Raw genomic sequence first — 26,190 nt, forward strand, 5'->3', positions numbered from 1 at the left:
GCGGAGAGAATTGATCAGGCCCCTCTCCACCGCGGGATTCGAGTATGTCGACCGCCTCCTCTCACCCAAGGAGCCGACATGAAGTGGAATCGCCAAGTCCCGTCCGGTATGCCCTCGCACCGCTATCGGTCGCATTACGACCGGGTGCCGACGCCACCGGACGACGGCATCGGGCGTCAGTGGCCGTCCAACCGCCTCACCGAGGCACCGCTGTGGGCGCCAGTCGACCTACGGGACGGGAACCAGGCCCTTCCCGAACCGATGGACACCGCCCGCAAGCGGTTGATGTTCGAGCAGCTGGTCCGGATGGGCTACAAGGAGATCGAGTGCGGCTACCCGGCGTCCAGCCAGGCCGAGTTCGACTTCACCCGCGACCTGGTCACCTTCGACCTGGTGCCGGACGACGTCACCGTCGTGGCGTTCACCGCCGCGCGGCCCGACCTCATCGATCGAACCTTCGAGTCGGTGCGCGGCCTCGCCAATGTGGTGCTCCACGTCTACGTGCCCACCGCCCCGATGTGGCGATCCATGGTGCTGGGCCAGGACCGGAAGGAGTTGCTCGCCCACATCCTGAAGTCGGTGGAGTACGTGGCCCGCATCGGCGACACCATTCCTGGCATGCGGTACCAGTTCGCCCCCGAGGTGTTCAACCTGACCGAACCGGACTTCGTCCTCGAGATCTGCAACAGCATCACCGAGGTCTGGGATGCCAGCCCGGACCGGCCGGTCTCCCACAACTTCCCGACCACCGTCGAGACGGCAACGCCGAACGTCTTCGCCGACCAGATCGAGTACATGCACCGGCACCTCGACCGCCGTGAGTCGGTGATCCTGTCGGTCCACACGCACAACGACCGGGGCACCGGCGTCGCGTCATCGGAGTTGGCGATGCTCGCGGGCGCACAGCGCGTGGAGGGCTGTCTGTTCGGCAACGGTGAACGGACCGGGAACGTGGACCTCGTGACGCTCGGGCTGAACCTGCACTCGCAGGGCATCGACCCGATGATCGACTTCTCCGATCTCGACGCGGTGCGGCGAACGGCGGAGCACTGCAACAGGATCGATGTCCACCCGCGCCACCCGTACGTGGGCGACCTGGTGTTCACGGCGTTCTCGGGTACCCATCAGGACGCGATCAAGAAGGGGTTCACCAAACACAACGCGACGGCGAAGGCGGCCGGAGTGGAGCCCGTGCAGCAGCCGTGGGAGATGCCTTACCTGCCAATCGATCCCGCCGACATCGGCCGCGACTACGAGGCGATCATCCGGGTGAACAGTCAGTCCGGCAAGGGCGGCGTCGCGTACCTGCTGCAGACCGGCTACGGGCTCGACCTGCCGCGCGCCCTGCAGATCGACTTCGCGCGACGGGTGCAGCACACCACCGACGACGGCGGCGGTGAGGTGACCGCCGAGGAGCTGTGGAAGCTGCTGACGGCCGAGTACGCCCACCACGGCGCCCTCGACAAGTGGTCGCTCGAACACCTCGGGAACGGCGACCACCTGACGATCCGCGCGACGCTCGGCGATGTGCAGGTCAGCGGAGAGGCCTCGGCAAGTGGGCCGGTCGAGGCACTCACCCTGATCCTGGCCGACCACGGCTGCCCGGTGGAGGTGCTCGCGATGTCGCTGCAGTCGGTCGCCGAGGGCGCAGGCGGGCAGGCCATAACCTTCGCCCAGTGCCGGATGAACGGCAAGACGCAGTGGGGCATGGGCATCGAGTCGTCTGTCACGGCGTCGGCACTGCGGGCGGTGCTGGCCGCGGCGACGCTCGACTGATCCCTGGTGCTCATCGGGTGATCCCAGGAGGACCGCCGGCCGATTCCCTCGGCCGGCGGTTCTGTGTGGTGCAGGTCACATTGACTCGGAAATATTCGCGGCCGTGGCATCGTTGGACGGGGCACATGCTTGAAATTTGAACTACTTACGAGGAGTCCACATGACCACCGCCATCGCCCTCCCCACCCTGACCACCGGCACCTGGGCCATCGACCCGAGCCACTCCACCGTCGGCTTCTCCGTCCGGCACCTGATGGTCAGCAAGGTCCGCGGACGCTTCCAGGAGTTCTCGGGCGCCATCACCGTCGCCGAGGACGGCACCCCGTCGGTCACCGCCGAGATCCAGGTCGCCTCCATCACCACCGACAACGAGCAGCGCGACAACCACCTGCGCGCGGCCGACTTCTTCGACGCCGAGCAGTTCCCGACCGCCACCTTCACCTCCACCGGCGTGCGCGCCAAGGGCGAGGACTTCGTGGTCGACGGCGATTTCACCCTGCACGGCGTGACCCGCCCGGTCGAGCTCAAGCTCGAGTTCAACGGCGTCAACCCGGGCATGGGCCACGGACCGGTCGCCGGCTTCGAGGCCAGCACCGTCATCAACCGCAGGGACTTCGGCATCAGCATCGACATGCCGCTCGAGGGCGGCGGCGCCGTGGTGGGCGACAAGATCACCATCACCCTGGAGATCGAGGCCGGCCTGCAGGCCTGATCCCCCACGCGCAACAACGCCCCCGTCGCGACCCACCTCCTGGGGTCGCGACGGGGGCGTTCTCGAGTGGTTAGCTGCCCGCTGCCATGTCGAGCACGGCGAGGTGGCTGAACAGCATGCTGGTACCGATCGGGTTGCCGCCACCGGGGTAGACGGTGCCGCTCGGCGCGGCCATCGTGTTGCCCGCGGCGTACAGGCCGGCGATCGGGTTGCCCGACTGGTCGAGCACCCGCGCCGCGGTGTCGGTGCGCAGCCCGCCCTTGGTGCCGAGGTCGGAGATTCCGAACGCGGCCGCATGGAACGGCCCCTGATCGATCGTGACCAGCGGCGGCTCGCCGCCCGAGAACGCCCGGTCGTAGGCCTCGTCGCCGCGGCCGAAGTCCTCGTCGACGCCCTTGGGTACGAACTCGTTGAACCGCGCGACGGTGGCGGCCAGGTTCTCGGCGGGGACGCCGATCTTCTCGGCGAGCTCCTCGAGGGTGTCAGCGGTGTGCCACAGGCCCGCCGCCTGGTACTTCTCCGCCTCGACCATGGAGACGTTGGTGGCCTTGACCGGAGGAACCTCACCCTCCTTGTTGTCGTAGACCATCCAATACGGCAGCGTGACCGTGCCGTGCTCGAGCTGCCGGATCACGTCGCGACCGAGGCGGTCGTACGGCGCGGACTCGTTGACGAACCGCTTACCGTCCTGGTTGACGAAGATGCCGCCGGTGAACCACAGCGCGAACGCGGAGCGGCCATCCGGGTGGGTCATGCCCGGCGACCACCAGGCCTCGCCCATCAGGTCGGTGTCGGCGCCTGCCGCGATGCCGGCCTCGTGTGCCTTGCCCAGGTTGGCCCACGGGCCCATCGTGTCGCGGGCCTCACCGGGCACCCCGAACTTCTGCCGCAGCTCGTCGTTGCCCTCGAAGCCGCCGGCCGCGAGCACGACACCCTTGCGGGTGCGGATCGCGACGCGCTCGCCGTCGCGCTCGACGATTCCGCCGACCACGGCGCCGTCCTCGACCACCAGCTCGACCAGCGTGGTGTTCAGGTTCAGGGTGGCGTTCGGGTACTTCTCGATGGCCTTGAGGAACCGGGCGATCAGCGCGCGGCCGCCGATGAAGTAGTCGTCGGGCGCGGGGGTGCCGAGCCGGTCGACGTCCAGCGGTCCGCGGACCAGCTCGCGCAGCTCGGGGGCCTCCGACACCGGCAGCACCGACGGCATGGTGTGCCGCTGGCCGTCGAGGCGGGCCTTGGGGGCCTTGCCGAAGTAGTCGGGCCACGGCAGCATCTCGAACTTGAGGTTCTCGTCCTGCTCCAGGTACTCGATGAGCGGGCCGCCGCCGCGGACGTACGCGTCCTGCAGGTCACGAGGGGTGCGATCGCCGACGACTGCGTGGTAGTACTCGAGCGCGTCGTCGATGGTGTCGTCGGTGCCCGCGCGCCTGAGCACCGGGTTGCACGGGAACCACACCCCGCCGCCGCCGGAGTACGCCGTGGTACCGCCGAACTTGTCGGTTGCCTCCACCAGGATCACGTCCAGGCCCTCGCGGGCCGCGGTGTAGGCGCCGGTGACGCCGCCGCCACCCGACCCGACCACCAGCACGTCACACGTCTCGTTCCACTGCACCATTCTCTGCACCTCTCACACCGCCGCCCGCCAGGGCGGCATTCGTCGGCTCGACCGGACCGTCTTGGTATGCCCAAGGTAGGCGGCGGCGAGACCTGCATCACATCAACGTCCCAGTCAGAGGGAACATCCCGGTTCGGCGCCTGGGGATCCGCGGCTTACCCTGGATCCGTGAACAAGCGCCCGCCCGTCCTGGCCGTCCTGGCCGTCGACATAGTCCTGGTGGTCGTGTTCTGCGCGATCGGCCGACGGAGCCACGACGAGGCGAACGCGCTCGCCGGGCTGGCGACCACGGCGTGGCCGTTCCTCGGCGGGCTGGCGGCCGGCTGGCTGGCCAACGAGGCGCTGTACCGCAACAAGTCGTTCCCGGCCTCGGTGGTTCCGGCCGGGGTGATCATCTGGCTGAGCACGGTGGTGGTCGGGATGATCCTTCGGGTCATCGGCGGTCAGGGCACCGCGTTCAGCTTCATCATCGTCGCGACCAGCGTGTTGGCGGCCTTCCTGCTCGGCTGGCGCGCGATCTACGCCGCGGTCCGGAAGCGCTCGGCCGCCGCCTAACGAGTTGGCGTCGAGTCCCACCCCGCACCACCCACTCATGAGAAAGTTTGGCGATGAGCGAAATCACTTCGCCACCCCGTGATCCCAAGGCCGACCGCGGCTTCTTCGGCCAGCCAGTGGCGCTCGCGAACCTGTTCGGCGTCGAGATGTGGGAGCGGTTCTCGTTCTACGGGATGCAGGGCATCCTCATCTACTACCTGTACTACTCGGTGGCCGACGGCGGGCTCGGCATCTCCCAGGCCGCCGCGACCAGCATCGTCGGCGCGTACGGCGGCACCGTCTACCTCTCCACCATCCTCGGTGGCTGGATCGCGGACCGCATCCTTGGGTCCGAGCGCACCCTCTTCTACAGCGCGATCCTGGTCATGTGCGGCCACATCGCCCTGGCCGTGATCCCGGGCCTGGCGGGAGTCGGGGTCGGCCTGATCGCGATCGCCGTCGGCAGCGGCGGACTCAAGGCGAACGCCACCTCCCTGGTCGGCGACCTGTACGCCGAGAACGACGACCGCCGCGACGCCGGGTTCTCGATCTTCTACATGGGCATCAATCTGGGCGCTCTGGTCGGTCCGCTGCTGACCGGGTGGGCACAGAAGGAGTGGGGCTTCCATGTCGGCTTCGCGCTCGCCGCGATCGGCATGGCGCTGGGCCTGATCCAGTACACGCTCGGCCGCAAGCGGCTCGCCGGGATCGGCGAGCGGCCGCTGAACCCGATGCCGCACGCGCAGCGGCTGCGGTACGCGGCCCTCGGCGCCGTCGCGATCCTCGGGATCCTCGTGCTCTGCCTGATCGGGCTCATCACCACCGACAACCTCTCCGACGTGGTCGTCGGCCTGACGATCGTCGCGTCGATCACCTATTTCCTGGTGATCCTGACCAGCAAGAAGATCACGAGCACCGAGCGCAGCCGCGTCATCGCCTTCATCCCGATGTTCCTGGCCAGCGCCGCGTTCTGGTCCCTGTTCCAGCAGCAGTTCACCGTCGTCGCGATCTACTCCGACAAGCGCCTAGACCGCAACCTGTTCGGCTGGGACTTCCCGGCCTCCTGGGTGCAGTCGATCAACCCGGTCTTCATCATCATCTTCGCGGGCGTGTTCGCGGCGATCTGGACCAAGCTCGGCCCCCGCCAGCCGTCCTCACCGCTCAAGTTCGCGGCGGGCACCATCATCATGGGCCTGGCCTTCCTCGCGTTCCTGCCGTTCGCGGGCGGCGGGCCGAACAGCACCCCCCTGTTGGGACTGATGTTCATCCTGCTGCTGTTCACCTTCGCCGAGTTGTTCCTCTCCCCCGTCGGGCTCTCACTGTCGACCAAGTTGGCGCCCAAGGCATTCCACACCCAGATGGTCGCGCTGTTCTTCCTCTCCGTGGCGCTGGGCTCGTCGATGGCGGGCACCATGGCGAAGTACTACAACGAGAACGACGAGGTGCCGTACTTCACCTGGGTCGGCGCGGCCTCGATCGCGGTCGGCGTCGTGATGATCCTGCTCGCGCCCTGGATCAGCCGGATGATGCGCGGGGTGCACTAGCAACCTCCTGCGGCCGCGCCCTTGTGCGTGGTGTCGCATCGGGCGGACGATGGTTGGGAGCCATGAGGGGTGGCTCGACCGCAGGTTCGTCCCAATCAAAAGGTGTGAGCACAATGTCCACCAAGATCACGAAAACCCTCGCTGCGACCGCAATCGCCCTGACAGTCGGAGTCTTCGCGGCCCCTGCCGCCTCCGCGAGCGACACCGTGGCCGCTACCCCCGCCCTTGGCTCGGTTGCCCTCTGCTTCAGCGTCCCGCTCGGGTCCGCCGCACTCGTCTGGTGCATCTGAGCCGCGCCGCGAGACGCCCCTGTCGAGCGATCCAGGGGCTAGATCAGCCGCAGAACCGCCGACCCGAACACACCCGTCGGCCGCATCGCCGTCACCGCGGGATCTGGGCCTGAATCGGTCGTAGGAACCGTCCGGCCGCATCGACCGCGGGGGCCGAGCTGTCCGCCCCCGCGACGAACACCGCGAAGGCCACATCGCCGTCGATGCCGACGAACCAGCCGTGCGCGGGGGCGTCACCGACCTCGGCGGTGCCGGTCTTGCCGCGCAGGTCGGCGATGTCCGCGAGCTGGGTGGCGGTGCCCCCTGTAACCGTTTCTCGCATCATGGTCCGCAACTGCTCGGTGACCTGCGGGGGCGCAGGGGCGGGAGTCGTGTTCGCGACGCCCGGCATCCCCGCGACCAGCATCGGCGCGGGCGTGGAGCCCTTGGCGATGGAGGCCGCCACGAGCGCCATCCCGAACGGCGTCGCCGTCACCTGCCCCTGTCCGATCGCGGATTCGACACGCTGCGCCGGGGTGTCCGCGGGCGGCACGCTGCCGGTGACCGTGGTCAGCCCCGGCGTCACGTAGTCCACACCGAGACCGAACTGCAGGGCGGCATGGGGCAGCGCGGTCGGCGGCAGCGCGACCGCGAGCGCGCCCATGGTGGTGTTGCAGGAACGGGCGAACGCGGTGTGCAGCGGCACCGAACCGAGGTCGAAGTTGTCGTCGTTGGGGATGGTGCGGCCCTCGATGTTTGCGCTGCCCGGGCACGGCAGCACAGTGTCGAGGGTGACCGAACCCGATTGCAGCGCTGCGGAAGTGGTGACCGTCTTGAAGGTCGACCCCGGCGGGTACAGGCCGGTCAGCGCGATCGGGCCCTGCGCGGTGGCGGCCGGGTTCTGCGCCACCGCGAGTACCGCCCCCGTGGACGGCCGCAGTGCCACGATCGCGGACTGCTGCGGGAGATCGGCGATGGCCGCCTGGGCTGCGCCCTGGATCGTGGGGTCGAGGGTGGTGGCGATGTCGGGCTGAACCGTGCCGTCTTCACCGGCCAGCCGCTGCGCGGATCCGTTGGCGGACACCAGCTGTACCGCCCAGCCGGCGGAGGCATCCTGGCCCTGCTGCCACAGCTCCCGGAGCCCGTCGAGGGTCGGTGAGGTCATGGCCTTGTCCGCGGTCAGCAGCCGGGCCTGCTTCACCAACTGCACACCGGGGATCGCGGCGAGCCGATCGGCGATCGGCTGGAAGTCCGCGTCCCGCAGCGTGATCGCGGTGACGGTCTTGCCCTGGGATCCGGCCAGGTCCGCCTGCAGCGAGGCCGGGGTGACCGTGGGGGCCACCGGCCCGACCAACTGAGCGACCGCGGCGGCGGTACCGGCCGGGTCTGGGATCGTCGCCGGGTCGAGATTGACCAGGGTGACGGTCTGCTCGGTCATCAGCGGGCGACCTGCGGCGTCGAGCACCTGCGGGGAGCCACCGGCGAGTGTGGTGTAGCGCAGCGTGCTGTCCGCCGTCAGCCCCGGCGCCAGCAGTTGCGGGTCCCATGGGATCTTGCCGCCGTCGGCGACGGCCTGGCCGCCGCCGGTCGTGGTGTAGCTCCATGACTGTGCCGAGTCGGACTCGGTGGCCGCCGCGGTGGTCATCGCCCCGGCGCTGGGGGTCGTGGTGGATTCCGCCTCGGGTTCGGGTTCGGCGCCGAGGGTCCAGTCCGCGTCGAGGGTGAAGGTGCCCGCGTCGCTGTCGGTGCCCGCGACCACGAAGGTCGCATCCCGGGCGGCGAGGCCGTCGAACATCTGGGTGATCGCGGCCGCCGCGGCCGCCGGGTCGCTGGTGAGGTCCGCGGCCGCCTGCGCGTTCCGCTGGGTGAGCGCGTCGGCGAACTGCTGCGCCGCGATCTCCGTTTCCGACTCGGTCTGCCCGATGGTGCATCCGCCCAGCACCAGCGCCGACACCGCGATCCCCGCCACACTCAGCTTCATCCGCATGGCCTCGAGGTTAGGCGGCCCCGCCGCCGGCGCGCAGTTTTCGCACCTCGCGCGGCCGGGGCGGCGCCGATCCTGGGGTGGCGAGGATCCATTCCCTGGGTGGCCTGCGCCGCACCCTTGGGTCGCTTCTGGGTGATGCCCGGACTGGGCAGAGTTGTCCCTGTCACCGACGCACCTCACCCCCATCACCCCAGGAGATACTGAATGTTCAACGCCCGTCGCACCTTTGCCGTCGTCGCTATCGCAGCCCTTCCGATCCTGAGCGCCTTCGGGGCGGCGTCCGTCGCCAATGCCGAGCCCAGCACCCCCATCGGTCCCAACGGTCCGACGGGGCCGTGCCCGATCGTCAACACCGACGATCAGGGCAACGAAACGGTGATCAACAAGAAGCCCGGCGATGTCAGCCACGGCCTGGTCTGCGGCGCGGACGGCGAATGGCACATGCCGGCGAAGGCAGGCGGCGCCGCCGGTGGTCCCGGGAAGATCCAGACGCAGCCGGGGCTGTCGCAGGGCTAGGAGATCGTTCGCCCCCGCCCCGATCTGCCAAGGACCCCGCATCGATACCGATGCGGGGTCCTTGGCGTCGGGCGACCGCTAGCGCATCCTCAGAAACAGGCGTATGACTGTAATCAAGTAATCATCGCAACCTTAGAGGTGAGCTCGATGGGATACACGGGACACGGCGGCCGCAGGTTCGGGCGGCCCGGCGGCTGGCAGCAGGCGGACACCCCCGACGCGAGCGACGCGAGCGAGTGGTTCGCCGGACGACTACCCGAGGACTGGTTCACCGGACCGGCCGCGGTGGTGGTGGACCGCGAGGAGATCGTCGTCACCGGCGAGCTGCCCGCACCGGAGGAGAACTCCCAGGCAGCCGTCGACGGCCGGATCTCCCGGTTCCGGGAGACCACAAGGGCGGACCGGATGCGGATCGCCGACGAGGCCGAGGCCCGCTACGGGCGCAAGGTGGCCTGGGGCGTCACCGTGGGCGAGCGGCACGTGCTGTTCACTCATCTGGCGGTACCGGTGATGACCCGGCTGCGTCAGCCCGAGCGCCGGGTGCTCGACACCCTGGTCGATGCCGGGGTGGCCCGGTCAAGGGCGGACGCGCTGACCTGGGCGGTCAAGCTCGCGGGCGAGCACAGCGAACAATGGCTCGCCGAGCTGCGCGAGGCGATGGGCCGGGTCGACGAACTGAGGTCCGAGGGGCCGAACATCTGAGGCGCCGCTCATAATTCCCTTGCCGAACGACCGGGGTCGTCCTATCGTGGTGGCCGTCTTGTTGTCGACGATCGGAGAAGGGCCCTTGCTCATTCAGAGGTAGTGAACGCATCGCGTCGCGTGCTCGTGCACGCCGTCGCCCCGCACCCACCTCTAGGAGCAACCATGGCCCAGCCCTATCTCGCCCTGTCCGATCTCACCTTCAGTTGGCCCGACGGCGACCCCGTCTTCGATGGCCTCGACGCCGCGTTCGGCAGCGGCACAACCGGGCTCGTCGGCCTGAACGGCGCAGGCAAATCCACGCTGCTCCGGCTGATCGCCGGCGAGCTGGCCCCCGACCGCGGTTCGGTGACCGTGCACGGGTCGTTGGCGTACCTGCGCCAGGACCTGGCCCTCGACCCGAACCGACGGGTGGACGCCATTCTCGGCATCGAGTCTGCGCGAAAGGCACTGCACCGCATCGAATCCGGTGCGGGAACGGACGAGGACTTCGCCGTCGCCGCCGGACACTGGGACATCGAGGAACGCGCCGTCGCCACCCTGGACCGACTGGGGCTCGCACACATCGCCCCCTCGACGGAGGCGCTCGGCCGGACCGTCGGCACGCTGTCGGGCGGGGAGACGATGTTGCTCGGCCTCACAGCCGCGCTGCTCGTCGACCCGCAGGTGCTGCTGCTCGACGAGCCGACCAACAACCTCGACCTGGCCGCGAAGGCCCGGTTGTATACGGCGGTCGGACAGTTCCCTGGCACTGCGATCGTCGTCAGCCACGACCGCGAGATGCTCGAGCGGATGGACTCCATCGCCGAGCTGCGCCGCGGGGAGGTGCGGATGTTCGGCGGCAACTTCAGTGCCTACCGGGCCACCGTCGACGCCGAGCAGGAGGCGGCCCGCGCGGCCGTCCGCGACGCCCGCAGCGACGTGCGCAAGCAGGGCCGCGAGCTCGTCGAGGCGCAGACCAAGATCGCGCGCAGGGTGCGGTACGGGAAGAAGATGGAGGGCAGTGTCCCGCGGATCCTGGCCGGCGAGCGCAAGCGCCAGGCCCAGGTGTCGGCGGGCAAGCTCCGCGGCAGCCACATCGACAAGCTGGAGGAGGCCAGGCAGACGCTCACCGAGGCCGAGGAGCTGATCCGCGACGACCGCGAGATCCGAATCGACCTGCCGGACACCGCCGTCCACCCGGGCCAGCAGGTGATCGAGCTCGAGGACGTCACGCTGGCCTGCGGTCCCACGGTGTCGCTCACCGTGTCCGGGCCGGAGCGAATCGCGTTGGTCGGACGGAACGGGATCGGCAAGACCACCCTGCTGCGCGCGATCGCCGATGCGGGCCCGCGGGTGCCATGGCGGTCCCTTCCGCAGCGGCTCGACATCTTCGACGGCGACCGCACGGTGGCGCAGAACGTTGCCGATGCCGCACCGCACGCGACGCCGGAGCAGATCCGGGCGCGGCTGGCCCGGTTCCTGTTTCGCGGCGACGCGGCCGACACACGGGCCTCGGCGCTGTCCGGCGGGGAACAGCTGCGCGCGGCGCTGGCGATGATCCTGCTCGCCGAGCCTGCGCCGCGACTGCTGATGCTCGACGAACCGACCAACAACCTCGACCTGCCCAGCCTCGCGCACCTCACGTCGGCGCTGGCCGAGTACCGCGGCGCGCTCGTGGTCGCCAGCCACGACCTGCCGTTCCTCCGGGAGTTCGGGGCGACCCGGTGGCTCGAACTCACCGAGGACGGGCTGCACGAGGTGGATCCGCGTTAATCTCGGAGTCGGCCGGCCACACCGCCTGCCTGCCGTGCCTGCAACCCCGATCCGAGGACACCCGATGACCGACGACGCACGCATCCACGCTTTCCGCGACGACGCCATCGGCGACCTCGACGCCACCGGCATCGCGGAGCTGATCGCCTCCGGGCAGTTGTCCTCCCACGAGGCGGTGCTGGCGTCAGTCGAACGCGCCGAGTCGGTCCGGGACTCGCTCAACGCGATCGCCTTCCCCGACTTCGATCGGGCCCTGACCCGGTCCGCTGGGCCGCACACGGGCGTCTTCGCGGGTGTCCCGACGATCGTCAAGGACAACATCGATGTCGCGGGCCTGCCGACGAATCACGGCAGCGCGGCGTTCGTGGCACGGCCCGCCCGCGCGGACAGCGACTTCGCCAGGCAGTTCCTGTCCACCGGCGCGGTAGCGATCGGCAAGAGCAGGCTGCCGGAGTTCGGGTTCAGCGCCTCGAACGAGTACGCGACGGCCGAACCCGTGCACAACCCGTGGAATCCGGCGTTCTCCTCGGGAGCCTCCTCCGGCGGATCCGCGGCGCTGGTCGCGTCCGGAGTACTACCGTTCGCGCATGCCAACGACGGCGGCGGATCGATCCGGATCCCCGCGGCCGCCTGCGGCCTCGTCGGCCTCAAGCCGACCAGGGGGCGCACTGTCGCGGATCCGGCGGACCGGTCGATGCCGATCCGCATCGTCGCCCAGGGCATGCTGTCGCGGTCGGTCCGGGACACCGCGCGGTTCTATGCCGCGGCCGAAAGCTATTACCGCAACCCGAAACTCCCGCCCATCCGGCTCGTCGAGGGCCCCGGCCGCACCCGCCTGCGCATCGGCGTGATCATCGATTCGATCACCGGCATCCCGACCGACGACGAGACCCGCGCCTCCGTCACCGCGACCGCGAATCTGCTCGACGAGCTCGGCCACCATGTCGAGGAGGCGCCACTGCCGGTCGATCGGTCGTTCGTCGAGGACTTCTCGAACTACTGGGGGTTCCTGTCGTTCGCGATCTGTGCGGGCGGAAAGCGGATGCTCGGCCCGGACTTCGACAAGTCCAAGACCGACAACCTCACCCGCGGGCTGGATGCGATGTACCGCAAGAACATCGCGAAGACGCCGCAGGTGCTGTACCGGCTGCGGCGCACCCATCGGCAGTACGCGGAGATGTTCCAGAAGTACGACGTGCTGCTCTCGCCCGTCCTCGCGCACACCACCCCGAGGCTCGGATACCTGTCTCCGGCACAGAGTTTCGAGGAACTGTTCACCAAACTGGTGAACTACACCGCGTTCACCCCGCTGAACAACGCGTCCGGCGGACCCGCCATCTCGCTGCCGCTGCACGAGACCGCTGCGGGGCTGCCGTTGGCCTCGCACTTCTCGGCCGACCACGGCGACGAGCGGACCCTGCTCGAGCTCGCGTTCGAACTGGAGCAGGCCCGTCCGTGGCGGCGGATCCAGGACTGACACCGACCGACGGGGCGCGGCTCACTCCCGCCGCAGCGGCTGGGTGGTGCACCGGAACGACCCGCCGAAGCCGCGGGTGATCGCGAAATCCACGTATTCGACGGTGACGCCGTGCGCGGCGATCCGGTCACCGATGCGTCGGAAGGCCGGATCGGTGACGTAGACCTCCGGGCTGATGGGCAGACCGTTGGTACCGAGGTCGATACCGTCTCTCTCGCTGATCTCGATCCGCTCCCAGCCGCGCAGCGCGGCGGGCAGGCCGTCGAGGAGTGCGTCCGGGCACGCGACCAGCAAGCCCTCCCTGATCAGGCCGAGCGCACAGTCGAGGTGCAGGAAGTTCGGCGCGAGACGAACGGTTTCCACGGTGTAGCCCAGCGGGGTGAGCAGCTTCTCCAGCCAGCGGATCCCGAGGGCGTTGGACGCCAGCCCGGAGTTGCCGACGAAGACGCGCTTGTCGTACACCAGCACGTCACCACCCTCCAGGAAGGGCCCGGCGCCCAGGTCGCCCGGCGCCCCGTCGGGAACCACAGGCTGCGGCAGCGCCAGGTAGGAACAGCGCCCCTCGAGCGCCCTGGCGGTGAGGAGGTCGCGGCTGGGCAGCACCTCGCGTCGGCGGTGGGGCAGCCTCAGGTTCCCCTCGATGACGATGTCTCCGATGGTGAACCAGGGGTCGCGGACGAAGAAGTTCGCGTAGCCCTTGGAGCCCCCGGCCGCCTTCTCGGTGTCGGTCAGCATCCGCGGCCGCAGGACCTCCACACCGTGGCGTTCGAACACCGAGCACAGGTTCTCGCGTTCGGCTTCCCAGAGCCGCTGGCGGTCGGGATAGACCTCACCGTGATCGCGTCCGAGCATGCGCTCGAGGATCGGCAGCGCCTCGGGAGCGAGGAACGACGCCTCGCTGTCCGACATCTCGTCCGGAGCGCGGAACTGCGACCGGGCGACGGCGACCGTCCGGAGCGGCGCGAACTCACTGCGCACCATGACTCGGCCATGGTCGGCCACTGCTGCGGTCGACTCCGTGACGGCTTCCATCGAGTCCCTCCACCCTCAGACATCGTGACCGGTACCGATGCTAGTTGGCCGCGGCGGCCTGGCACCCTGGTCGGGTGAACTCGTACTGGGCGCAGTGGTCGGCCTACCTCCCCATCGCCATCGCCGCCGCCATGGTCCTCTTCGGTCCGTTGTGGTCGTTGACCCGGCACGCGGTGACGCTCGTACACGAGGCCGGGCACGCGATCGCCGCTGTCGTGACGGGCCGACGGCTCACCGGGATCCGGCTGCACTCGGACACCTCGGGCCTCACGCTCTCGCGCGGCAAGCCACGCGGCCCCGGCATGGTGCTCACCGCTGCGGCCGGCTTCCTGGCGCCCTCGCTGCTCGGACTGGCAGGCGCGCTCCTGATCGCGGCAGGCCAGCTCCCGGTACTGCTGTGGGGCGCGGTCGCGCTGATCGTCGCGATGGTGCCGTTCATCCGCAACGTCTTCGGGCTGCTGGTGCTGGTGGTCTGCGGATCGGCGATCGGCGTCGTCGCGTACTACGGATCCCCCACGCTGCAGCTGCATTTCGCGTACACCGCGATCTGGCTGCTGCTGTTCGGCAACCTGCACACCATCGTCGAGGCCGCCCGCACCCGTTCCGGCCGTTCGGATCTCGACCAGCTGCGGTCACTGAGCCACCTGCCGCGGTTCGTGTGGGTGCTGCTGCTGGTGGCCGTCGCTGTCGGGACCGGGGTGCTGGCGTGGCGGGCGCAGTATCTCGGCTAGCAGCCGTCCCCGCACACCTTCTGGCGAGAACGCACACCCTTTGTACGTCCACAAGGGGTGCGACCTTGCCAAAGAGTGTGCGACGCCGACCCCGCGCTCACTCCGCCGCCTCGTACGGCCGCATCGTGTAGTCGTCGAGCGGGAAGCTCCTCGCCTCCCGGAACGCGTTGACCGTCGAGGTCGGGCGCAGGATCGCCGCCTCCCCGTGCTGGTTGAAGTAGTAGCTGCGCGCGGTCTGGCAGCTGCCGCCGTAGAACACCGAGTCGTCCAGCTTCTCGGTCATCCGGTCCAGGAAGCCGGCATTCGCCTGCTCGGTCACCTCGAAGACGTCGGCGCCGCGCCGCCGCAGCTCACCGAACAGCCGGTTCATGTGCGCCATCTGCGACTCGATGGTGGTGAAGTACGAAAGCCCGCTGTAGGAGTACGGGCTGGCCAGGCTCAGGAAGTTTGGGAAGTGCGGCACCGCCACCCCCTCGTACGCCTGGAACCGATTGTCCCGCCACCACTTACCGAGGTTGCGCTCCTCCCGACCGATCACCTCGATGGCCGGGAAGTTCACGTCCCACAGGTTGAAGCCGGTCGCAAGGACCAGCGTGTCGATCTCGGTCTTGCGTCCGTCCGCGGTGACGATGCCGTCGGGCTCGATGCGCTCGATCGAGTCCGTCTCGAGGTGCACGTGCGGCTTGGTGAAGGTGCTGTAGTAGCTGTTGGAGAAGGTCGGCCGCTTGCAGCCGAAGTCGTAGTCCGGGGTCAGCTGACGGCGCAGCTTCGGGTCACGGACCTTCGCGCGCAGGAAGATTCGCGAGACAGCTGCGGCGCCCTTGTTCAGCAGCTTGGTCTGCCGGTAGTGCAGCACAGCGCTCACCATCACCGCCTCGAGGATCCCCGAGCTCACCCCGCGGGCCGCGCGCTGGACCGCGGGCACCCGGGCGAACAGCCGCTGCACCGGACCCGGGATGGGGGTGTCCACCTTCGGCAGCACCCAGATCGGGGTCCGCTGGTACACAGTCAGGGCGGCGGCCTTGCGGGCCACCTCGGGGATGAGCTGGACCGCGGTCGCCCCTGTGCCGATGATCGCGGTGCGCGTACCGCTCAGGTCGTAGGTGTCGTCCCACGCCGTCGTGTGGATGACCTTGCCCTCGAACGAATCGATGCCGGGGATGTCGGGCTTGTGCGGCTGCGACAGGAACCCGGTCGCGGTGAGCAGGTATTTCGCGGTGACCAGTTCGCCGCCCTCGATCGCGACCTCCCACCGCTGCGCGTCCTCGTCCCAGCGGGCACCCTCGACGACCGCACCGAAGCGCATGTGGCGGCGCAGGTCGTACTTGTCCGCGACGTGCTCGGCGTACCGCTTGAGCTCGGCGCCCGGCGCGAACAGCCGCGACCAGTGCGGGTTCGGCTCGAAGGAGTAGGAGTACGTCACGGAGGCGATGTCGACGGCGAGACCCGGGTAGCGGTTCACGTGCCAGGTGCCGCCGAGGTCGTCCTCGCGTTCGAGGATCGCGAGGTCGGTCAGGCCGAGCCGCTTGAGCTGGATCGCGGCACCCATCCCGCCGAAGCCGGCACCGATGATCACCGCGTCGTACTGCACGTTCTGGTCCACAGGTCCACCCCTTCACCGATGTGCGTTACAGCCAGTATCACGCACTTTCCGCGGCGGCAACACCCCCTTCGACCCAACACGGGTTCCGAAACCGTCCTCGCGGTGGTAGGCAGAACCATGACCGCGACGATCGACGACCTCAGCCGGGCACTCGACGCGACGGGCACGCTGGTAGCCGGCGTCGCCGACGACCAGTGGTCCGCACCCACCCCCTGCGCCGAGTGGTCCGTCCGCGACGTCGTAAACCACGTGACGGCAGGCAACCACCTGTTCGCCTCGTCCTTGCGCGGGCGCCCGCTGCCCGTCACCGTCGTTGGCGCGCCGCCCGACCTGCTCGGCCCCGACCCTGCGGGCTCCTTTCACGCCTCGGCCGACGCACTGGTGCAGGCTTTCGCCCTGCCGGGGGTGCTGGACCGGGAGATCACCCTGCCGATGGGTCAGGTTCCGGCCGTGCAGGCCCTGAACATGCGCATCACCGAGATGCTCGCGCACGGCTGGGATCTCGCTCGCGCGTCGGGGCAGACGCCGCGCTACCCCGACTCGGTGATCGAGGACCAGATCGCCTTCAGCCGGGTACTGCTGCCGAATCTCCCGGCAGGACGTACCCCGTTCGCACCGTCACGGCCGGTGCCCGAGGACGCTCCGCCCCTCGACCGACTGGCCGCGCTCCTCGGCCGGACTCCATGACCCGTCGGTCGTTCAGCAGCCCCCTTGTTACGTTCATTTGAACAACTGAGCAATTGTTGAGATGGCTGGTTATGCTCCGCTCGTGAACAGCCCGAACGACGCCATCCTCGCGATGCACATGAGCGACGGCCTGGTGGACGCGCCGACCTCGCTGCTGTTCGGGTTCGTCGCGGTCGCGGGCATCACCGTGGCCGCATGGAAGGCCCGAACCGAACTCGACGAGCGGACCGCGCCGATGGCCGGCCTGGTGGCCGCGTTCATCTTCGCGGTGCAGATGGTGAACTTCCCGATCCTGCCCGGTGCCAGCGGCCACCTGCTCGGCGGCGCCCTCGCGGCCATCCTGGTCGGCCCCTACACCGGCGCGTTGTGCGTGGCCATCGTCCTCGTGGTGCAAGCGCTGCTCTTCGCGGACGGCGGCATCACCGCGCTCGGCACCAACATCACGAACATGGCACTGATCGGCGTCGGGGTCGGCTACGCGGCGGCCGTCGCCCTGCGGCCCCTGCGCCGCCGGTTCGGCGATGCCGGCCTCGCCGCACTGGCTTTCGTTGCCGCGCTGGCGAACACGCTGGCGGCCGCGTCCGGGTTCCTGCTCGAGTACGCGCTCGGCGGCGCCGGAGACACGACGCTCGACACCGTCGCCTGGTACATGCTCGGCACCCACACCCTGATCGGGGTCGGCGAAGGCCTGATCACTGCGCTCACCGTGGTCGCCGTCGCCAGGGCCCGGCCCGACCTGGTGTACCTGCTGCGCACCGCGCCCCGACCGACCACGGAGGTACCGGCATGACATCCCGAAGGTCTTGGTTCCTGGCCGGTTTCGCCGTCGTCGCCCTGTTGATCGCCGGCGTCGTCAGCTACCTCGCCAGCTCGAGTCCCGACGGCCTGGACTCCACCACCCTGCGCGGCTGCACCGTCATCGAGACGGCGGCGGGCGAGGAGTTGACCGGCACCTGCATCGCGCAGCACGCCGGGGAGCACCACCTCGCCGACGGACCACTCGCGGACTACACCGTCGCGGGCAACGACAACCTGTCCGGAATCGCCGGGATCCTGGGCGTCACCGCGACGTTCGCGGTCGCGGGCGGCCTGTTCTGGCTGATCGCCCGCTCTGGCCGCACGCGCAGGACCTGACGATGGGCGCCGGTCACGCCCACCCGCTGTACCGCGCGGACGACTCCCCCGTGCACCGGTTGCCGGTCGAGGTGAAGATCGTCGCGGCGACGGTGGGGGTCTTCGCGGTGGTCGCGACGCCGCGCGAACAGATGTGGGCCTTCGGCCTGTATGCCCTTGTCCTGCTGGCAGTGTGGCAGATCGCCCGGATCCCGCTGCGCTGGATCGCGCCACGGATGCTGATCGAGGCACCGTTCGTCGTGCTCGCGGCGCTGCTCCCGTTCGGAGAGGGCGCCGAGCGCGTGCGATGGGCGGGACTGTCGCTGTCGGTCGCCGGCCTGTACGCGGCGTGGGGCATCCTGATCAAGGGCACCCTCGGGGTCCTCACCTCGCTGACCCTCGCGGCCACCACCCGGACCGCGGACCTGCCGCTGGGGCTGACCCGACTGCGGGTGCCCGCCCTCGTCACCACCATCGCCGTCCTGATGCTGCGCTACGTGGATCTGCTTGCCGCGGAGGCGAACCGGATGAGGATCGCGCGGATCTCCCGCGGTGACGATCCCCGCACCCTGCGACAGATCGGCGCCACCGCACGCGGGGTGGGTGGGCTGTTCCTCCGGACCTACGAGCGCGGCGAGCGGGTCCACCTGGCCATGGCATCGCGCGGGTTCACCGGCGCCATGCCCGATCTCGGTGCACCCGCGGCCACCGCGCGCGGCTGGCTGCTCGGCCTCACCCCCGCCGTCGGCGCGGTCGCCGTCTGCCTGACGGCGCTGGCGGTGGCCGGATGAGCCCGACGGCGGCGGTGCGGGTGCGCGACCTGGGCTTCGCCTACCCCGACGGCCGGATCGCGCTACGCGGCATCGACCTGGAAGTCGCTGTCGGCGAGCGGATTGCGCTGCTCGGCCCCAACGGCGCAGGCAAGACCACCCTCATGCTGCAGCTGAACGGGGTGCTCTCCCCCACCGCGGGCCACGTCGAGATCGGCGGCACCCGGGTCGAGCGGAGCACCCTGCGCGAGGCCAGGCGTCGGGTCGGGATCGTCTTCCAGGACCCGGACGATCAGCTGTTCATGCCGACGGTCGCGCAGGACGTCGCGTTCGGTCCGGCGAACTTCGGCGTCACCGGCGACGAGCTGCGCGCGCGGGTGTCCGATGCGCTGGCGGCGGTCGGCATGAGCGAGCACGCCGATCGGTCACCGTCGCACCTGTCCGGCGGGCAGCGTCGGCGGGCCGCCCTGGCCACGGTGCTGGCGTGCAGGCCGGACGTGCTGGTACTCGACGAGCCGTCCGCGAATCTCGACCCGGTGGCCCGCCGCGAGCTGGCCGAGGTGCTGCTCGGGCTGGACACCACCCTGATGCTGGTCACCCACGACCTGCCCTACGCCGCGCAGCTGTGCGACCGCGCGGTGATCATCGACGACGGCGGGCTGGTGGCGGACGGCCCGGTGCTCGAGCTGCTCGCGGACGCGGAGCTGCTGGGCCGACACCGGCTGGAGTTGCCGTGGGGGTTCGAGGTCCCGCACGGCTGACGGCGCCCGGATTGCCGAGTGTGCACCTACCGGCTCGCCCTCTCGGGCGATGCCCCGGCAGGTGCACACTCGGCGGAGTTAGTTAGTGCGCGATCTATTCGTGTACGCTCTACTGCATGTCCACCGTCGAACAGTCACCGGCGACCGGGGTCGACCCGCTCGCCCTCGACCGCCAGGTCTGCTTCGCGCTGGCCGTCGCCAATCGCGCGGTGCTCTCGGTGTACCGCCCGCTGCTCGAGCCGATGGGCCTGACGCACCCGCAGTACCTGGTCATGCTCGCCCTCTGGGGCGAGGCGCCGATGTCGGTGAAGGCGATCGGCAGCGCCCTGCAGCTCGATTCCCCGACGCTCTCGCCGCTACTCAAGCGGCTCGAGGGGTCAGGCCTGATCACCAGGTCCCGCAGCAGCGAGGACGAGCGGCAACTGGTCGTCGACCTGACCGAGGCCGGGCGGGCCATGCGCGCCCAGGCGGAGCTGATTCCGCCCGCGGTGGTCGAGCGCCTCGGCGTCGGCCTACCCGAGCTCGAGGAGCTGCACGACGTTCTCACCCGGATCAACCGGGCCGCACTCAAGGCAGGAGCACTGAATCAATGAGCGCCACCCGACCGAACCCGATTCAGTGGATCGCGTACGCCTGCGGCGCCAAGCTGCCCGCCTCCATGAACGACTGGGTGCTCAACGACATCACCGGCGACCACTACGTCGCCCGGCACCTCGTCCGCGCGATGGTGCCGTTCATCCCGCTGTTCGTGATCTTCATGCTCTTCCCGGGGCCGCTGTGGCTGCGGGGGTCGATGGTCCTGCTCGGGATCCTGCTGGCGCTGTTCTACTCGGTCGTCTACATCCACCAGAACCGCGCGCGGCGCCTGCAGAAGAACGGCCTGCCCATGGACCTGGACAACCCGCGCCGCAAGGCTGCCCGCGAGGCCGAGGAGGACGCCTACCGCCGCCTGTGGGCTCGGTAGGCGCCCGGCGGGTTATGCGCCGGACTCCACCGATCGGCCGGAGTTGATCCACGCGTCCGTGCCACCCGCGACGTTCACCGCGTTGATGCCCGCGGCCCCCAGCAGGGAGGCGCCGTGCGCACTCCGGCCGCCCATCGCGCAGATCACGTAGACGGTCGGCGCGGCGGGCACCTCGTCGATGCGGGACACCAGCTCGCCGAGCGGGATCAGCCGGACCCCCGGCACGTGCCCGCGGGCGTACTCATCCGCTTCGCGCACGTCGATGACCGGCGCGCCGGCGGCCAGGGCGGCGTCGAGCGCCACCAGATCCACTTCCTGCATGAGGTTCCTCTCCTCGTCGAATGCCCAGATCATACCCAAGGGGGTATTGAGGAGAGGTCAGTAGCGCGCGACCGCCCCGTCCACCGCGCGCTGCAGGCCTGCCGCCACCAGCCGCGCGATATCGGCGGGCTTCTCCGGGATCTCGGTGACCGGACTGTCGAGGTACACGCTCGCCCGGGTCTCCTTGCCGGGCACCGGACCGTAGCTGATCCCCATGTAGACCAGCACCGGGCGGACCCCGAGCTTCACAGCCCGGCTCGTGATGTGGCCGATCCCGCTGCCGATCTTCTGCAGCCGGGTCGGATCCTCCAGGTTGCAGGTCCCCTCCGGGAAGATGGCCAGGTCATCGCCCCGCCGCATCCGCTCGGCGCAGACGTCCATCATCCGCTGCCCGGCCGCGTTGACCGCGCGCATCCCGTGGTTCTTGCCCCGGAAGACGGGGATCCCGCCCATCAGGTCCACCCGCTCGCGCCGCTTCGCCTCGAGGAACAGCTCGTCCTTCGCCAGCACCCGGGTCCGGCCGATCGCCGGGCGCAGCGCGCTGGCCGACGCCGCGGCGGCCACCGTGTACGGATCGCTCTCACTCAGGTGGTTGACGGCGAGAACCAGCCGGGAATCCGACCGCACAAGGGCCCGGACCTGCTCCTTCGCCCCGTCCGCGTAGGTCACCCTCGGCCGGAACTTCAGCGCGAGGAGCCCGTAGGCGGCCTTCGCGGCCAGGCGGTTCTGCTGGTGACGCAGGTAGAAGTCGTAGACCTCGTCGCAGTTGTCAAGGGCAACCTCGGGCTTGTCCATGTCCACACTGTACGGAGAGAACGCGTACCGCGCCCGATAGAGCGATACCCTTGTATGACAACAGAATTCAGCCCTGAATTGAGGAGAACTGAACTGAACGCACGTCCGGATGGCCACGCCGGGGTGCGCCGAACTAGCATCATGGAATGAGCATCGCCTTCGTTCAGTCCACGTGGCACCGACCCATCGTCGACCGAGCACGAGACGCCTTCGTCGCGCAGTGGCGGACACTGGGCCACACCTCCGGCGAGATCGAGTTCTTCGAGACCCCCGGCGCCTTCGAGATCCCTTTGCACGCGCTGCGGCTCGCCCGTACCGGCCGGTTCCAGGCCATCGTCGCCGCCGGACTTGTGGTCGACGGCGGCATCTACCGGCACGAGTTCGTGGCCTCCGCGGTCATCGACGGACTGATGCGGGTCCAGCTCGACACCGACGTCCCGGTCTTCTCCGCCGTGCTCACCCCGCACCACTTCCACGAGCACGAGGATCACGCCGTCTTCTTCGCCAACCACTTCGACAAGAAGGGCGCGGAGGTCGCTCAGGCCTGCTCCCTCACCCTCGCCTCGCTGGACACGATCAAGTAGTCAGTCCGCCGAGGAACTCGAGCATCGCCGAGTTCACCTCGGCGGGCTTTTCCATCTGCACGAAGTGCCCGGCGTCCGGGATCACGTGGGTGGAGACCAGCCCAGGAACCAGCCGACCCATGGTCGCGAACGGGTCGCTGCCCATCATCTCGAGCACCGGGTCCTTGGCGCCGGCGATGAAGGTGACCGGGACCTCCACCGGCTTCGCGTGCAACGACTCGTTCTGCGCCCAGACGGCATCCTCGGCGCGGTACCAGTTGAGGCCGCCGGTGAACCCGGTCCGCTCGAATTCCGAGACGTAATAGTCGAATTCGCCCTCGTCGAGCCAGCTCCACGGCAGGGCGGGCGGCTCCGGGAGCACATCGAGGTAGCCGTTGCCCTCGGAGGGGAACTCCCAGCAGTCGAGGTAGCGGTTCGCACCGCTGAGCGCGTGGAAGATCTTGGCGAGGAACGCCCTGGTGTTGTCGCCGAGCTCCCGGTCCGCGACGCCCGGCTCCTGGAAGTAGTGCACGTGCGCAAAGTGCTTGGACGCCAGGTACTCGAACCCGACACTCGGCTGCACCGGCAGTCGAGGCGCGCGGGGGACGCTCAGCTGCATCAGCGCGGACACCCGATCGGGCGCCCAGGCCGGCAGATCCCAGGTCAGGTGGGCGCCGAAATCGTGGCCCGCGAACACCGCCCGCTCGATGCCGAGCGCGTCGAGGAGGCCGACCAGGTCACCGACCGTGTGCGGCCGGTCGTACTCGGAAACCTGCGCGGGCGCGCTCGTCCGTCCGTACCCGCGCATGTCCGGGGCGATGACGCGATAGCCCGCGACGGACAGCGCCGCGATCTGGTGACGCCAGCTGAACCAGAGGCCAGGGAACCCGTGGCAGAGCACCACCGGCTCGCCCTCGCCCTGCTCCACGAAATGCAGGTCGATCCCGTTGACCGCGACGGTCCGGTGCGTCGGCTGCCCCATGCTCATTCCTCCTCGCCGTCATCGGCAATTCGCCACCCTAGCGGGCGACTGCCCTCGACAGTGGCGATCGAAGGGGAACGCCGGTCACCCGGTTACGGCGCGGGCGGCGTCAGCTTGACGACGGTGCCGAGAAAACTGGTGGCGTACAGCGCGTTCGGGTCCCAGCCGGGCCCCGAACCGAACCGGACCGACGAGACCAGCGGCAGGCCGGCGGCGATGGTGCACTGCGCGCCGGTGGCCGGGTCGAGTCGCACGACCGTCCCCGCCACGTTCAAGGCGACGTAGACCGATCCGTCTGGCCCGACCGTGAGATCGTCGGCAGAGTTGATCGGGCCGACCCCCGGCAGGTCGAACCGCCGCGGCGACGCGTCCGGGTGGTCGATGTCGACGGCGGCGACGGTGGTGACCGGATTGAAGGTCGTTGCGACATACAGTCGCCGGGTGGTCTCGTCGTAGGCCACTCCGTTGGTCGAACTCAGGCTGGGCGCGAACCCGGACGGGAGCTCGGCACTCCCGGGCACACGGGTGAGTCCCGTCGACTGCCCGATGTCCCGGCTGACCACGAAGTCCCCGTCGGGGAGCTGCGCGAGCCCGTTGGGCATGGTCAACGCGGTCTCGACCGTGGTGACGGCGCCCGTGTCCAGGTCGAGCGCGTCGATCGTGCCGTCACTACGACCGAGAAGTCCCGAGACGAACCCGTTCCCGGTGGTGAAGTAGGCGGTGTCGCCCACGACCACGATCGCGCCCGGCGCCTTCACCTCGGGCACCGCGGTGGTGCGGGATCCGTTCGCCTCGAGTCGCCGGATCGCGCCGTCCGACCCGGTCAGCGACGACTCGGACAACAGCATTCCGCCGCGCCCGTCGAACGCGAGGTTCTCGAGCGTCCCGTATCCCTCGGCCACCCGCTCGGTCGTCCACGGGACGCAGCCGGGTGCCGCTGCGGCGACGGCAGGACCGGAGACCGCGACCAGACCCGCGGCGACTCCGGTCCCCGCTGCCGCGGCCAACCGCGCGGCGATTCCTGCAACCTTCATCCGATCTCCCCCGTCTCGAAGCCAGCTGCGGTGGACCGACGGCCCGTGACGAACCCTAGGCGCCGAGTGGCTTTCCGAACAGGAGGGACGCACGAGCCAGTCGGGGTTGGATTGCTCGGTGTACAGGACGTGCGCGGCTCCGCCGCGTGCCCGGTGGGCATCGATCCACCGGAGTAGCCGATCATCCCGACCCTCGTCGACCCGCCGTCCAGCCCCATCGGCGCGAAGTCCTCGGCCATCTGGAAAGACAGCAGGGGTCTCGGCGTTCCACCCTCTACGTCGCCGCGGGGTTCGAAAGAAATCCCGGTGAACTCGGCCGACACCGCGTCCACCGGCCTACGGTAGAAGGGCGTGCTTGTCCCGGCAGAGCGTCACGTCGATGAGTTCCAAGACCGGTTGCTCCGCAACCGGGAGAGGAAGCGAGGCCCGGAGTTGAGCGTGAAGCTGCAGGACGAATCGATCGGCGACCTGTTCGATACGGGCTTGTTCATCGACGGAACCTGGGTCCGCTCCAGTTCCGGCGACACCCGCGACTGCCTCAATCCGGCCGACGGTTCGGTGGTCGCCACGGTCGACGAGGCCGCGCCAGACGACGCCACCCGCGCCATCGCGGCGGCGCGGGCGGCCTTCGACGAGGGCACCTGGCCCCGGACACCCGTCGCGGAGCGCACCGCATTGCTCGCCACCATCGCCGACCTGCTCGAGCGCGACAAGGAGAAGTTGGCCCGAATCGAAACCCTCGACACCGGGAAGACCCTGGCGGAGAGCAGGATCGACATCGACGACGTGGTGTCGGTCTGCCGGTACTACGCGCGACTCGCCGCGATCGAGTCGGATCGGTTGGTGGATGTCGGCCGGCCCGACGTGATCAGCCGGGTGGTACACGAGCCGATCGGCGTGTGCGTCCTGATCGCACCCTGGAACTACCCGCTGCTACAGATCTCGTGGAAGATCGCGCCCGCACTGGCCGCCGGCTGCACGATGGTCGTCAAACCGAGCGAGGTCACCCCGCTCAGCACCATCGCCTTCGTCAGACTCATCGAGGAGGCCGGGGTGCCCCGGGGCGTGGTGAACCTCGTGCAGGGCAGCGGCGCCGTCCTCGGCGGCGCGCTGACCGACACCCCGGACGTCGATTTCATCTCGTTCACGGGCGGACTGGTCACGGGACGGGTCATTCTCGAGACAGCCGCCAAGCATGTCACCAAGGTCGCGGTGGAGCTCGGCGGGAAGAACCCGCACATCGTCTTCGCCGACGCCGACGGTGACGACTCGGTCGACCAGGTGCTCACCGGGGTCTTCCTCCACTCCGGGCAGGTCTGCTCCGCGGGCACCCGCCTCATCGTCGAGGACTCGATTGCCGACCGCTTCGTAGCGGCTCTCGCCGCGCGAGCCGAGAAGATCCGGATGGGCGACGGCCTCGATCCCGCCAGCCGAACCGGGCCGCTGGTGTCCATGGCGCATCGGGAGAAGATCGAACGCTATGTGGCTCTTGGCATCTCCGAGGGCGCCGAACTGGTGACCGGCGGATCCCGCCCTTCGGACCCGGACCTGGAGCGGGGCAGCTTCTACCTGCCCACGATCTTCGACCGCTGCGACCGGAACATGCGCATCGTGCAGGAGGAGACCTTCGGCCCCATCCTCACCGTCGAGCGGTTCACCACGGAGGAGGAAGCCCTCCGGCTCGGCAACGACACCGAGTACGGACTGGCCGCGGGGGTCCGGACCGCCGACAGCGCCAGGGGCGAACGCATGGTTCGCGGCCTGCGCCACGGCACGGTGTGGCTCAACGACTTCGGCTACTACACCGCAGCAGCCGAATGGGGCGGCTTCAAGAGATCGGGAAACGGGCGCGAACTGGGCCCCGCCGGACTGTCCGAGTATCAGGAGATCAAGCACATCTGGCACAACACCGCGCCGACTGCGGCGGGTTGGTTCGACAACGACTGA

The 26,190-nt window shown here is 69.4% G+C and carries 27 protein-coding genes; 19 read left to right on the forward strand and 8 right to left on the reverse strand.

Annotated elements, in window-relative coordinates; translation table 11 throughout:
- The first annotated feature begins 78 nt into the window (after positions 1 to 78).
- Both ABIC28_RS14680 and ABIC28_RS14685 read left to right on the forward strand, forming a co-directional pair.
- On the forward strand, positions 79 to 1,776 hold the full coding sequence (locus ABIC28_RS14680; RefSeq protein WP_209928202.1) for a 2-isopropylmalate synthase: 1,698 nt from the start codon (positions 79 to 81) through the stop codon (positions 1,774 to 1,776).
- Positions 1,777 to 1,936: 160 nt separating this feature from the next.
- Positions 1,937 to 2,488 (forward strand): YceI family protein, encoded by a 552-nt coding sequence (locus ABIC28_RS14685; RefSeq protein WP_077040183.1) that lies wholly within the window; start codon positions 1,937 to 1,939, stop codon positions 2,486 to 2,488.
- A gap of 70 nt (positions 2,489 to 2,558) precedes the next feature.
- Here ABIC28_RS14685 and ABIC28_RS14690 read toward each other — a convergent pair whose 3' ends face one another.
- Positions 2,559 to 4,103 carry an FAD-binding protein gene (locus tag ABIC28_RS14690; RefSeq protein WP_209928200.1) on the reverse strand — a complete coding sequence of 515 codons (1,545 nt, stop codon included), beginning with the start codon at positions 4,101 to 4,103 and terminating at the stop codon, positions 2,559 to 2,561.
- 168 nt (positions 4,104 to 4,271) lie between these two features.
- Here ABIC28_RS14690 and ABIC28_RS14695 point away from each other — a divergent pair, with 168 nt between their 5' ends.
- From ABIC28_RS14695 to ABIC28_RS14705, 3 genes are all read left to right on the forward strand, one after another.
- Positions 4,272 to 4,658, forward strand: a complete 387-nt coding sequence (locus tag ABIC28_RS14695) for a DUF3054 domain-containing protein (protein ID WP_257017775.1) — start codon at positions 4,272 to 4,274, stop codon at positions 4,656 to 4,658.
- Positions 4,659 to 4,711: 53 nt separating this feature from the next.
- The gene (locus ABIC28_RS14700; protein WP_209928198.1) at positions 4,712 to 6,181 is read left to right on the forward strand and encodes a peptide MFS transporter; all 1,470 of its coding nucleotides are present in this window, start codon (positions 4,712 to 4,714) and stop codon (positions 6,179 to 6,181) included.
- Positions 6,182 to 6,294: 113 nt separating this feature from the next.
- Entirely contained in the window at positions 6,295 to 6,471 is a 177-nt protein-coding gene (locus ABIC28_RS14705) for a hypothetical protein (protein WP_027502587.1), read from the forward strand.
- 91 nt (positions 6,472 to 6,562) lie between these two features.
- Here ABIC28_RS14705 and ABIC28_RS14710 read toward each other — a convergent pair whose 3' ends face one another.
- Positions 6,563 to 8,431 carry a penicillin-binding transpeptidase domain-containing protein gene (locus ABIC28_RS14710; RefSeq protein ID WP_209929207.1) on the reverse strand — a complete coding sequence of 623 codons (1,869 nt, stop codon included), beginning with the start codon at positions 8,429 to 8,431 and terminating at the stop codon, positions 6,563 to 6,565.
- 210 nt (positions 8,432 to 8,641) lie between these two features.
- On the opposite strand from ABIC28_RS14710, the gene ABIC28_RS14715 reads away from it, so the two are divergent.
- From ABIC28_RS14715 to ABIC28_RS14730, 4 genes are all read left to right on the forward strand, one after another.
- Positions 8,642 to 8,953: a hypothetical protein gene (locus ABIC28_RS14715; protein WP_097213820.1), complete on the forward strand. Its 312-nt coding sequence runs from the start codon at positions 8,642 to 8,644 to the stop codon at positions 8,951 to 8,953.
- Positions 8,954 to 9,100: 147 nt separating this feature from the next.
- Entirely contained in the window at positions 9,101 to 9,655 is a 555-nt protein-coding gene (gene abmR / locus ABIC28_RS14720; RefSeq protein ID WP_097213875.1) for an ATP-binding transcription factor AbmR, read from the forward strand.
- 165 nt (positions 9,656 to 9,820) lie between these two features.
- Positions 9,821 to 11,410 (forward strand): ABC-F family ATP-binding cassette domain-containing protein, encoded by a 1,590-nt coding sequence (locus ABIC28_RS14725; RefSeq protein WP_209928196.1) that lies wholly within the window; start codon positions 9,821 to 9,823, stop codon positions 11,408 to 11,410.
- A 64-nt stretch (positions 11,411 to 11,474) separates the two neighbouring features.
- Positions 11,475 to 12,887: an amidase gene (locus ABIC28_RS14730; RefSeq protein WP_209928194.1), complete on the forward strand. Its 1,413-nt coding sequence runs from the start codon at positions 11,475 to 11,477 to the stop codon at positions 12,885 to 12,887.
- A gap of 21 nt (positions 12,888 to 12,908) precedes the next feature.
- Here ABIC28_RS14730 and ABIC28_RS14735 read toward each other — a convergent pair whose 3' ends face one another.
- A complete protein-coding gene (locus ABIC28_RS14735; RefSeq protein ID WP_209928192.1) occupies positions 12,909 to 13,919 on the reverse strand; it encodes a dimethylarginine dimethylaminohydrolase family protein in 1,011 nt (336 codons plus the stop codon).
- A gap of 74 nt (positions 13,920 to 13,993) precedes the next feature.
- Between ABIC28_RS14735 and ABIC28_RS14740 the strand changes: the two genes are divergently transcribed.
- Positions 13,994 to 14,650: a M50 family metallopeptidase gene (locus ABIC28_RS14740; RefSeq protein WP_097213874.1), complete on the forward strand. Its 657-nt coding sequence runs from the start codon at positions 13,994 to 13,996 to the stop codon at positions 14,648 to 14,650.
- A 97-nt stretch (positions 14,651 to 14,747) separates the two neighbouring features.
- On the opposite strand, the gene ABIC28_RS14745 is transcribed toward ABIC28_RS14740, so the two are convergent.
- Positions 14,748 to 16,253, reverse strand: a complete 1,506-nt coding sequence (locus tag ABIC28_RS14745; protein ID WP_209928190.1) for a flavin-containing monooxygenase — start codon at positions 16,251 to 16,253, stop codon at positions 14,748 to 14,750.
- Between the two features lie 117 nt (positions 16,254 to 16,370).
- On the opposite strand from ABIC28_RS14745, the gene ABIC28_RS14750 reads away from it, so the two are divergent.
- The 7 genes from ABIC28_RS14750 to ABIC28_RS14780 all read left to right on the forward strand — a co-directional run bounded on the left by ABIC28_RS14750 (position 16,371) and on the right by ABIC28_RS14780 (position 20,548).
- Positions 16,371 to 16,940, forward strand: coding sequence for a TIGR03086 family metal-binding protein (locus tag ABIC28_RS14750; protein ID WP_209928188.1), 570 nt, complete (start codon positions 16,371 to 16,373; stop codon positions 16,938 to 16,940).
- 112 nt (positions 16,941 to 17,052) lie between these two features.
- Entirely contained in the window at positions 17,053 to 17,730 is a 678-nt protein-coding gene (locus ABIC28_RS14755; protein WP_209929206.1) for an energy-coupling factor ABC transporter permease, read from the forward strand.
- On the forward strand, positions 17,727 to 18,074 hold the full coding sequence (locus ABIC28_RS14760) for a PDGLE domain-containing protein (RefSeq protein WP_209928186.1): 348 nt from the start codon (positions 17,727 to 17,729) through the stop codon (positions 18,072 to 18,074). Before ABIC28_RS14755 ends, ABIC28_RS14760 begins: the two co-directional genes overlap by 4 nt.
- Before the next feature lie 2 nt (positions 18,075 to 18,076).
- Positions 18,077 to 18,844 (forward strand): cobalt ECF transporter T component CbiQ, encoded by a 768-nt coding sequence (gene cbiQ, locus ABIC28_RS14765; RefSeq protein WP_209928184.1) that lies wholly within the window; start codon positions 18,077 to 18,079, stop codon positions 18,842 to 18,844.
- Positions 18,841 to 19,584, forward strand: coding sequence for an energy-coupling factor ABC transporter ATP-binding protein (locus tag ABIC28_RS14770; protein ID WP_354579519.1), 744 nt, complete (start codon positions 18,841 to 18,843; stop codon positions 19,582 to 19,584). The genes cbiQ and ABIC28_RS14770 overlap by 4 nt, the downstream gene beginning before the upstream one ends.
- Positions 19,585 to 19,700: 116 nt before the next feature.
- On the forward strand, positions 19,701 to 20,177 hold the full coding sequence (locus ABIC28_RS14775; RefSeq protein WP_097213811.1) for a MarR family winged helix-turn-helix transcriptional regulator: 477 nt from the start codon (positions 19,701 to 19,703) through the stop codon (positions 20,175 to 20,177).
- The gene (locus tag ABIC28_RS14780) at positions 20,174 to 20,548 is read left to right on the forward strand and encodes a DUF5313 family protein (protein ID WP_077040168.1); all 375 of its coding nucleotides are present in this window, start codon (positions 20,174 to 20,176) and stop codon (positions 20,546 to 20,548) included. Before ABIC28_RS14775 ends, ABIC28_RS14780 begins: the two co-directional genes overlap by 4 nt.
- Before the next feature lie 12 nt (positions 20,549 to 20,560).
- On the opposite strand, the gene ABIC28_RS14785 is transcribed toward ABIC28_RS14780, so the two are convergent.
- Both ABIC28_RS14785 and ABIC28_RS14790 read right to left on the reverse strand, forming a co-directional pair.
- Positions 20,561 to 20,869: a rhodanese-like domain-containing protein gene (locus ABIC28_RS14785; RefSeq protein ID WP_097213872.1), complete on the reverse strand. Its 309-nt coding sequence runs from the start codon at positions 20,867 to 20,869 to the stop codon at positions 20,561 to 20,563.
- A gap of 57 nt (positions 20,870 to 20,926) precedes the next feature.
- Positions 20,927 to 21,664: a lysophospholipid acyltransferase family protein gene (locus tag ABIC28_RS14790; RefSeq protein ID WP_269588720.1), complete on the reverse strand. Its 738-nt coding sequence runs from the start codon at positions 21,662 to 21,664 to the stop codon at positions 20,927 to 20,929.
- Between the two features lie 146 nt (positions 21,665 to 21,810).
- On the opposite strand from ABIC28_RS14790, the gene ABIC28_RS14795 reads away from it, so the two are divergent.
- Positions 21,811 to 22,248, forward strand: a complete 438-nt coding sequence (locus tag ABIC28_RS14795; protein WP_077040166.1) for a 6,7-dimethyl-8-ribityllumazine synthase — start codon at positions 21,811 to 21,813, stop codon at positions 22,246 to 22,248.
- On the opposite strand, the gene ABIC28_RS14800 is transcribed toward ABIC28_RS14795, so the two are convergent.
- Together ABIC28_RS14800 and ABIC28_RS14805 are read right to left on the reverse strand one after the other, a co-directional pair.
- Positions 22,241 to 23,215: an alpha/beta fold hydrolase gene (locus tag ABIC28_RS14800; protein ID WP_269588721.1), complete on the reverse strand. Its 975-nt coding sequence runs from the start codon at positions 23,213 to 23,215 to the stop codon at positions 22,241 to 22,243. The two genes, ABIC28_RS14795 and ABIC28_RS14800, sit on opposite strands and share 8 nt — an antisense overlap.
- Before the next feature lie 86 nt (positions 23,216 to 23,301).
- Positions 23,302 to 24,243: an SMP-30/gluconolactonase/LRE family protein gene (locus ABIC28_RS14805; RefSeq protein WP_354579523.1), complete on the reverse strand. Its 942-nt coding sequence runs from the start codon at positions 24,241 to 24,243 to the stop codon at positions 23,302 to 23,304.
- A 444-nt stretch (positions 24,244 to 24,687) separates the two neighbouring features.
- Between ABIC28_RS14805 and ABIC28_RS14810 the strand changes: the two genes are divergently transcribed.
- Complete coding sequence (locus ABIC28_RS14810) at positions 24,688 to 26,190, forward strand: aldehyde dehydrogenase family protein (RefSeq protein WP_354579615.1); 1,503 nt, start codon at positions 24,688 to 24,690, stop codon at positions 26,188 to 26,190.

The organism is Rhodococcus sp. PvR044 (genome assembly GCF_040548995.1).
GTDB classification, from domain to species: domain Bacteria; phylum Actinomycetota; class Actinomycetes; order Mycobacteriales; family Mycobacteriaceae; genus Rhodococcus_G; species Rhodococcus_G oryzae.

What these genes read in the sequence shown, in the direction of transcription:
- ABIC28_RS14680 (WP_209928202.1), top strand. Translation starts at nt 79, where the DNA reads ATGAAGTGGAATCGCCAAGTCCCGTCCGGTATGCCCTCGCACCGCTAT.
- ABIC28_RS14685 (WP_077040183.1), top strand. Translation starts at nt 1,937, where the DNA reads ATGACCACCGCCATCGCCCTCCCCACCCTGACCACCGGCACCTGGGCC.
- ABIC28_RS14690 (WP_209928200.1), bottom strand. Translation starts at nt 4,103, where the DNA reads ATGGTGCAGTGGAACGAGACGTGTGACGTGCTGGTGGTCGGGTCGGGT.
- ABIC28_RS14700 (WP_209928198.1), top strand. Translation starts at nt 4,712, where the DNA reads ATGAGCGAAATCACTTCGCCACCCCGTGATCCCAAGGCCGACCGCGGC.
- ABIC28_RS14705 (WP_027502587.1), top strand. Translation starts at nt 6,295, where the DNA reads ATGTCCACCAAGATCACGAAAACCCTCGCTGCGACCGCAATCGCCCTG.
- ABIC28_RS14710 (WP_209929207.1), bottom strand. Translation starts at nt 8,431, where the DNA reads ATGAAGCTGAGTGTGGCGGGGATCGCGGTGTCGGCGCTGGTGCTGGGC.
- ABIC28_RS14715 (WP_097213820.1), top strand. Translation starts at nt 8,642, where the DNA reads ATGTTCAACGCCCGTCGCACCTTTGCCGTCGTCGCTATCGCAGCCCTT.
- abmR (WP_097213875.1), top strand. Translation starts at nt 9,101, where the DNA reads ATGGGATACACGGGACACGGCGGCCGCAGGTTCGGGCGGCCCGGCGGC.
- ABIC28_RS14725 (WP_209928196.1), top strand. Translation starts at nt 9,821, where the DNA reads ATGGCCCAGCCCTATCTCGCCCTGTCCGATCTCACCTTCAGTTGGCCC.
- ABIC28_RS14730 (WP_209928194.1), top strand. Translation starts at nt 11,475, where the DNA reads ATGACCGACGACGCACGCATCCACGCTTTCCGCGACGACGCCATCGGC.
- ABIC28_RS14735 (WP_209928192.1), bottom strand. Translation starts at nt 13,919, where the DNA reads ATGGAAGCCGTCACGGAGTCGACCGCAGCAGTGGCCGACCATGGCCGA.
- ABIC28_RS14750 (WP_209928188.1), top strand. Translation starts at nt 16,371, where the DNA reads ATGACCGCGACGATCGACGACCTCAGCCGGGCACTCGACGCGACGGGC.
- ABIC28_RS14755 (WP_209929206.1), top strand. Translation starts at nt 17,053, where the DNA reads ATGCACATGAGCGACGGCCTGGTGGACGCGCCGACCTCGCTGCTGTTC.
- ABIC28_RS14760 (WP_209928186.1), top strand. Translation starts at nt 17,727, where the DNA reads ATGACATCCCGAAGGTCTTGGTTCCTGGCCGGTTTCGCCGTCGTCGCC.
- cbiQ (WP_209928184.1), top strand. Translation starts at nt 18,077, where the DNA reads ATGGGCGCCGGTCACGCCCACCCGCTGTACCGCGCGGACGACTCCCCC.
- ABIC28_RS14770 (WP_354579519.1), top strand. Translation starts at nt 18,841, where the DNA reads ATGAGCCCGACGGCGGCGGTGCGGGTGCGCGACCTGGGCTTCGCCTAC.
- ABIC28_RS14775 (WP_097213811.1), top strand. Translation starts at nt 19,701, where the DNA reads ATGTCCACCGTCGAACAGTCACCGGCGACCGGGGTCGACCCGCTCGCC.
- ABIC28_RS14780 (WP_077040168.1), top strand. Translation starts at nt 20,174, where the DNA reads ATGAGCGCCACCCGACCGAACCCGATTCAGTGGATCGCGTACGCCTGC.
- ABIC28_RS14785 (WP_097213872.1), bottom strand. Translation starts at nt 20,869, where the DNA reads ATGCAGGAAGTGGATCTGGTGGCGCTCGACGCCGCCCTGGCCGCCGGC.
- ABIC28_RS14790 (WP_269588720.1), bottom strand. Translation starts at nt 21,664, where the DNA reads ATGGACAAGCCCGAGGTTGCCCTTGACAACTGCGACGAGGTCTACGAC.
- ABIC28_RS14795 (WP_077040166.1), top strand. Translation starts at nt 21,811, where the DNA reads ATGAGCATCGCCTTCGTTCAGTCCACGTGGCACCGACCCATCGTCGAC.
- ABIC28_RS14800 (WP_269588721.1), bottom strand. Translation starts at nt 23,215, where the DNA reads ATGAGCATGGGGCAGCCGACGCACCGGACCGTCGCGGTCAACGGGATC.
- ABIC28_RS14805 (WP_354579523.1), bottom strand. Translation starts at nt 24,243, where the DNA reads ATGAAGGTTGCAGGAATCGCCGCGCGGTTGGCCGCGGCAGCGGGGACC.